We start from the raw sequence: 6,263 nt of genomic DNA, 5'->3' as shown, positions 1-6,263 counted from the left end.
AAACGGTATCTTTATTGCTCATAAATGGGTGCGTTAGAAAGTGTTGTTGTTTTGCTTAATATACTTAAAGATAACACTTTGCACCCATTTTATTGTACTCGAGATGAATAATTCGGGTTAAATATACAAGTCATTCTCCGGGTGTTAATTATGTTATCTCTATCTATAATCACAAGTTTGGCTTAGTTGGTTTAGAAATACATTTTGAAGATGGCACCGTAAAATATGCTGGTTGCGAATGTTAATTTAAAGGGATGGAATGGAGTATAAACTTTCAATATTTCCTTATAAAGCAAAGTGCTTAGGCTTCGCACTTGTAGTCTTGGCTTTGCCTTTTGCCTATCTCTATTTCTGGGGAGGGAAGCCAGAGATATTCAATGTCAGAATATTTGCCTTTGTAACCACATACCTTGAAACACGCTACTTTGTATTGTCACAAACAAACATACTCGACGAACTAGCGGCAGTTCTGACGATAATCGGGATTGCCCTTATTTCCTTTTCGAAGGAAAAAGATGAACAAGAATATTTTGAAGCTATCCGGATAAAAGCCCTGATCGCCGCAGTGTATTTTACGATTGCCTTTTGGCTGCTTTCTTTCTTTTTCATTTATGGAATGGCAATTTTTATCGTTTCATTTTTCATCTTTATTGTTTTTATACTCGCATATAACTCGTTCTTCCGTTACTATCTTTTAAAAAACAAAAGAAATCTTCGGAATACATAAAACCTTTACAATGAAATGGCTTAATAAAAAATCATATCCAGAATATTTATTGGTTATGTACCTTTTGCTATTTATATGGTCAGCAATTAGCCCAAAAGACTATAACGTATGGCTACTTGAGATTATTGGTGTTTTCTTTCTCATAGTTGTTTACATTTATTTTTACAAAAAAATCAGGTTTTCCAATACAACAAACACCTGGTTTTTCATCGCAGCGAGCCTAATCACGGTCGGAGCGCATTATTCGTTCCCGAATGTTCCACTTTTTGAAAATCTCAAGGGCATGTTCGGTTTCGAAAGAAATGATTTTGACAAACTGGGACACGTTGTTCAGGGAATATTGCCGGTGCTCATTGCATGGGAAGTTTTGATTAAGAACCATGTTGTGCGCAACTTTTATTGGATCAATTTTCTATCGCTCAACATTGCTCTTTCGGTCAGTGCATTTTACGAATTGTTCGAATGGCTTTTCATCGTTGTTCTCGGAGATAATAGCTACACCTATGACGTACTTGGAACACAAGGATACGTGTGGGATGCCCAATCAGATATGCTATGCGCACTACTTGGAGCAATCCTTACCATTTTTATTGGCAGCAAACACTTGCACAAAATGATCAACCAGTCACATTCGACTCATCAAAAATCAACAGAAAAAATTCTTATTAAAAAGTGCCACACGTCAGTGGCAACCAACTAAATAAACAAATCGGTATTTACAGCCTCTTTGGTAACACAAGCTCATTGATGCTGGCAGAATAGACAATTCTTCAAATCATAATCTGAAAATTGAACCTGCAATCAAGAATCACTATAAAATATTGCCTCGTTGTTTTCGGCTCTTGAAAACTAAAAAATAATAATTAGTTTTAGGCACGCAAAATGAAGATATGCATACAATTCCACAATTTGGTAAAGAATGGCATCAGCGCAACGTGAAAATGGAAGCACGTGAGCAAAATAATATTGTACGACCATATTAATGGTTGCGGAAGGGGTTTGCTGTTTAAACAGCAAACCCCTTTTTTATTTTTTGAAAACACTAAATAAAACGATAAAATCATGACCAGACAAAAGAAAATCTTTTTGGATGAGGCTGATATGCCCAAACAATGGTACAACCTAGCTCCCGATCTATTAACCCCTCTAAATCCGCCACTAGGACCAGATGGAAATCCTGTAAGTCCGGATATGCTTGCACCAGTTTTCCCAATGAACCTGATTGAGCAGGAAGTGAGCCAGGAGCGTTGGATCGACATCCCGGAAGAAATTCGTGAACACCTTTTTCGCTGGCGTCCCAGTCCGTTAATTCGGGCCTATGAATTAGAGGAAGCGTTGGGAACTCCCGCTAAAATCTACTACAAAAACGAGGGTGTTTCTCCTGCAGGAAGCCATAAGCCAAACACAGCCATTCCGCAAGCCTGGTACAACAAACAATTTGGCATTAAAAAATTAACCACTGAAACAGGTGCCGGGCAATGGGGATCTGCCCTTTCCTTTGCCTGCTCGGTTATTGGCGGAATAGAGTGCAAGGTATTTATGGTTCGGGTAAGTTTCGACCAAAAGCCATTTCGCAAAATGATGATGAATACCTGGGGCGGACAATGTGTGGCCAGCCCAAGTATGGAAACCAAGGCTGGGCGTGATGTATTAGCTCAGTATCCGGACACTCCCGGCTCACTGGGTATTGCCATTTCGGAAGCGGTTGAAGCTGCCGTGGGCGACTCGACCGGACAAACCCGCTACGCACTGGGATCGGTATTGAACCACGTGATGTTGCACCAAACCATTATTGGTTTAGAAGCTAAAAAACAGCTGGCTAAAGTGGGAATCAATAAACCTGATGTTGTGATCGGCTGCTGCGGAGGCGGTAGCAATTTTGCCGGACTTTCATTTCCATTTATCTACGACAAAATTAATGGAGCCGACATCCAGATCATTGGAGCTGAGCCATTTTCGTGCCCAACTCTAACCAAAGCTCCTTTTATTTACGACAATGGTGATGTGGCACAAATGACCCCGCTCATGGCGATGCACAGTTTGGGACATAACTTTGTTCCTGCGCCAATTCATGCTGGTGGTTTGCGTTACCATGGAATGTCTCCATTAGTAAGTGCTGCTTTACGCGACAACCTGATGGAAGCTCAAGCGATTCACCAAAGTGAGTGTTTCGAAGCCGGCCTATTATTCTCAAAAACAGAAGGCATCATTCCGGCACCAGAAACAACACACGCCATAGCTGCCACTATTCGCGAAGCCAAAAAGGCTAAAGAAGAAGGTAAAGAAAAGACCATTCTTTTCAACTTTAGTGGTCATGGCTTAATGGACTTGGTTGGTTACGACAAATACCTGAACGGAGAATTACACGACTACGAATACCCAGATGCAGAGATTGCACTAAATCTGGAAAAACTGAAGGGATATCCTCTTCCAAAGTAGAAGACAAAGTTATCTTAATTACTATAATTAAGTCCTGCCATTTTGGTGGGACTTTTTTGTAACTTTGCCGGAAATTCAATTTAACATGGAATCAACTCGTCAACAAAAAATAAGCAGACTGCTGCAAAAGGAGTTAGCGGACATTTTTCTGAAGGAAAGCCGCAACCTATTTATGGGAAAAATGATCAGCGTAACTACGGTACGCGTAAGCCCTGACCTTGGTCTTGCGAAATCGTATATCAGCATTTTTCCAACTGAAAATCGCAAAGAAGTTTTAAAGCAAATCAGAATTGCGAATCCAAAAATTCGAGGATTACTTGGACGCAAAGTTGGTAAACAATTACGTGTGATTCCCGAGTTGGAATTTTACATCGACGACAGTTTGGATTACATTGATAATATCGACCGCCTTTTAAATAAGTAAACATGCAGTACGACCCAATTAAGCGCTCGCTAGGCAAGGTTTTTAACCAAAATCCATTTCTTCGGAAAACCTTTTACCAATTACTCGATTGGCTACTGCTACGTTCCTGGCATATTCGCAAGGAGTTGCGGGTTTTAAGAAAACAGGGAATGGCTAGTCCAACTATTTTAGATGCCGGTTCAGGATTCGGACAATACACTTATCGTATGTCGAAGCTTTTTCCGGGTTCTAAAATTACAGCTGCCGATATAAAACCCGAACAAATTGAAGACTGCAACCAGTTTTTCAAACAAATAGGGAAAGAAGAGCAGGTTAAATTTCAATATGCTGATTTGACAAAATATACCAACAAAGAAGCGTACGATTTAGTGATTTCCATTGACGTAATGGAACACATCGAAGAGGACACCAAGGTATTTGAAAACTTTTGCCAGTCAATGAAGAAAGGCAGTGTTCTTTTAATTTCAACCCCTTCAGACCAGGGCGGATCAGATTCGCATCACGACCACGAAGAAGAAGGCGTACATGGCTTTATTGATGAGCATGTGCGTGACGGATACAATATCAATGAAATAGAAGACAAACTAAAAAATGCCGGGTTTAGCAAAGTAGAAGCCCGCTATTCGTATGGTGCTCCCGGAAAAATTTCCTGGAAACTGTCGATGAAATATCCCATTTTGCTATTGGGTGTCAGCAAATTGTTTTTCATTTTGCTTCCATTCTACTATTTAATTGTTTTTCCACTTTCTCTTGTGCTGAATTATTTAGATGTCAGCAATACGCATAAAACCGGAACCGGACTGATTGTTAAAGCCTACAAATAATTGAAGCTTGCCTTTTACATAGCGCGTCGTTATCTGATATCCAAAAAGTCAGCCAATATTGTCAACCTGATTTCTGCGATTTCAATGGTTGGTGTCGCTGTTGGAACCACCGCTTTAATTGTTGTACTTTCAGCTTTTAACGGGATCGACAGCTTTATTGGAGGCATGCTTTCCAACTTTGATCCTGACATTAAAATTACCGCTGTAAAAGGCAAGAGCTTTACTTTGGAAGATGCTGATTTCGAATCAGTCAAACACCTGGAAGGAGTAATTGACTATGCTGAGGTGGTTGAAGAGAATGCACTTCTTCGTTACGAAGACCGGCAAAAATATGCCGTTGTTAAAGGTGTTCCGAACGACTACGTTAACTTTTCAGGATTGGATTCTATTTTACTTGAAGGCGACTTTTTCCTAAAAAAAGGCTCGCAAAGCTACGCCGTTATAGGCGAAGGTGTGCGGCATGACCTATCGATCGGATTATCGTTCATCAGTCCTATTCATGTGTACGTTCCGCGTAAAGATTTTAAAAACCTGATAAACCTGGAGCAAGCACTCAATCATGATTATATTTTTACCGCCGGTGTTTTCTCTGTTGAGCAGGAAATCGACAGCAAGTATATCTTGGTTCCCATTGATTTTGCTCGCTCCATATTTGAAATGGAAGGGCGAATTTCTTCATTCGAATTGAAGCTCGATAATCAAGCGGACATCGACCGGGTAAAGTCAGCTTCGAAACAAATATTGGGTGATGATTTTGTGGTACAAGATCGCTTTGAACAGCACGAATTCCTATACCGGGTAATGCAATCAGAAAAATGGTCGAGCTTTTTAATACTGAGCTTCATTTTGGTTATCGCTTCATTTAACCTGCTGGGCTCGCTAACCATGATTATTATTGACAAAAAAAACGACATTAAAATACTGGAAAGCATGGGAGCCAACAGAAAACTGATTCGACAAATTTTTCTGTTTGAAGGATGGTTGGTTTCATTTTCAGGCGCCATTTTAGGAATGCTACTAGGAATTGCCCTGGTTTGGGCGCAAACAAAATTCGAGTTATTAAAACTTCCGGGCAATGGCTCTTTTGCACTATCGGCTTACCCTGTAAGTTTGCAATTCTTCGACGTTTTAGCTACTTTTTTAATCGTATTAAGTATCGGATTTTTTGCTGCCTGGTATCCGGTCAAAAACTTATCTTCAAGATTGGACTAGCCCACAGAGATCTCTGACAGGTATTTTTTATTCGAAATTTAACGTTAATTATTTGTTAATTACACATCTCTCGACTTAACTTTGTCTTAACAAACAGAAAAGTACTAATAACAATAAAGAAAGGAGCCCCAATGAAACAATTCAGCTTAATTATCAGCTTATTAATGTTTTTTGCTTTATATACCAGCTCACAAAACATCAACGAAATTAATGGTGTCTATTATGCCGATTCAACACCATACACCGGCCAGTACACGACTTATTTCGAAAATGGCAATACAAATGTACAAATGACCCTGAAGGATGGATTAAAAGATGGTGAAGTAAAAATCTATTTTGAAAATGGTAAATTAAACGAAATTCGGAATTATAAGAATGGTAAAATGGACGGAACATGGACCACTTATAACGACAAAGCTCAAAAAATTGCATTAGCAAATTACAAAGAAGGTGTTAAAAATGGTAAATGGTTAATTTGGAACGACAATGGCAAACTGATTTATGAAATGATGTATGCCGAAGGAAATAAAGTCGGAACATGGAAAAAGTACGATGAAGTTGGTGAGTTAATCAGTGAGCGTACATTCTGAATTGAGTTAATAAACAAAAAAGACCAGCATCCAAAATGGATGCTGGT

The 6,263-nt window shown here is 39.4% G+C and carries 7 protein-coding genes; all 7 read left to right on the top strand.

Features of this window, described 5'->3' with window-relative positions; genetic code table 11:
* The first annotated feature begins 259 nt into the window (after nt 1–259).
* The 7 genes from GR929_RS15690 (at nt 260) to GR929_RS15660 (ending at nt 6,216) form a co-directional block, all read left to right on the top strand.
* Nucleotides 260–727 carry a hypothetical protein gene (locus GR929_RS15690; protein ID WP_159521479.1) on the top strand — a complete coding sequence of 156 codons (468 nt, stop codon included), beginning with the start codon at nt 260–262 and terminating at the stop codon, nt 725–727.
* A 10-nt stretch (nt 728–737) separates the two neighbouring features.
* Nucleotides 738–1,427 carry a DUF2238 domain-containing protein gene (locus GR929_RS15685; protein WP_159521477.1) on the top strand — a complete coding sequence of 230 codons (690 nt, stop codon included), beginning with the start codon at nt 738–740 and terminating at the stop codon, nt 1,425–1,427.
* Nucleotides 1,428–1,789: 362 nt separating this feature from the next.
* Nucleotides 1,790–3,166: a TrpB-like pyridoxal phosphate-dependent enzyme gene (locus GR929_RS15680; protein ID WP_159521475.1), complete on the top strand. Its 1,377-nt coding sequence runs from the start codon at nt 1,790–1,792 to the stop codon at nt 3,164–3,166.
* Nucleotides 3,167–3,251: 85 nt separating this feature from the next.
* Nucleotides 3,252–3,590, top strand: a complete 339-nt coding sequence (gene rbfA / locus GR929_RS15675; RefSeq protein WP_159521473.1) for a 30S ribosome-binding factor RbfA — start codon at nt 3,252–3,254, stop codon at nt 3,588–3,590.
* Between the two features lie 2 nt (nt 3,591–3,592).
* The gene (locus tag GR929_RS15670; RefSeq protein ID WP_159521471.1) at nt 3,593–4,414 is read left to right on the top strand and encodes a class I SAM-dependent methyltransferase; all 822 of its coding nucleotides are present in this window, start codon (nt 3,593–3,595) and stop codon (nt 4,412–4,414) included.
* Nucleotides 4,415–5,626, top strand: a complete 1,212-nt coding sequence (locus GR929_RS15665) for an ABC transporter permease (RefSeq protein WP_159521470.1) — start codon at nt 4,415–4,417, stop codon at nt 5,624–5,626.
* A 131-nt stretch (nt 5,627–5,757) separates the two neighbouring features.
* Nucleotides 5,758–6,216, top strand: a complete 459-nt coding sequence (locus tag GR929_RS15660; protein WP_159521468.1) for a toxin-antitoxin system YwqK family antitoxin — start codon at nt 5,758–5,760, stop codon at nt 6,214–6,216.
* Nucleotides 6,217–6,263 lie beyond the last annotated feature (47 nt).

The sequence above is a fragment of the Sunxiuqinia indica genome (assembly GCF_009847015.1).
Taxonomy (GTDB): domain Bacteria; phylum Bacteroidota; class Bacteroidia; order Bacteroidales; family Prolixibacteraceae; genus Sunxiuqinia; species Sunxiuqinia indica.
This window is presented reverse-complemented; position numbering and strand designations above follow the sequence as displayed.

Bases quoted from the DNA above. Each gene is read 5' to 3' on its own strand.
- GR929_RS15685 (WP_159521477.1), top strand. From the start codon at position 738: ATGAAATGGCTTAATAAAAAATCATATCCAGAATATTTATTGGTTATG.
- GR929_RS15680 (WP_159521475.1), top strand. From the start codon at position 1,790: ATGACCAGACAAAAGAAAATCTTTTTGGATGAGGCTGATATGCCCAAA.
- GR929_RS15690 (WP_159521479.1), top strand. From the start codon at position 260: ATGGAGTATAAACTTTCAATATTTCCTTATAAAGCAAAGTGCTTAGGC.
- GR929_RS15660 (WP_159521468.1), top strand. From the start codon at position 5,758: ATGAAACAATTCAGCTTAATTATCAGCTTATTAATGTTTTTTGCTTTA.
- rbfA (WP_159521473.1), top strand. From the start codon at position 3,252: ATGGAATCAACTCGTCAACAAAAAATAAGCAGACTGCTGCAAAAGGAG.
- GR929_RS15670 (WP_159521471.1), top strand. From the start codon at position 3,593: ATGCAGTACGACCCAATTAAGCGCTCGCTAGGCAAGGTTTTTAACCAA.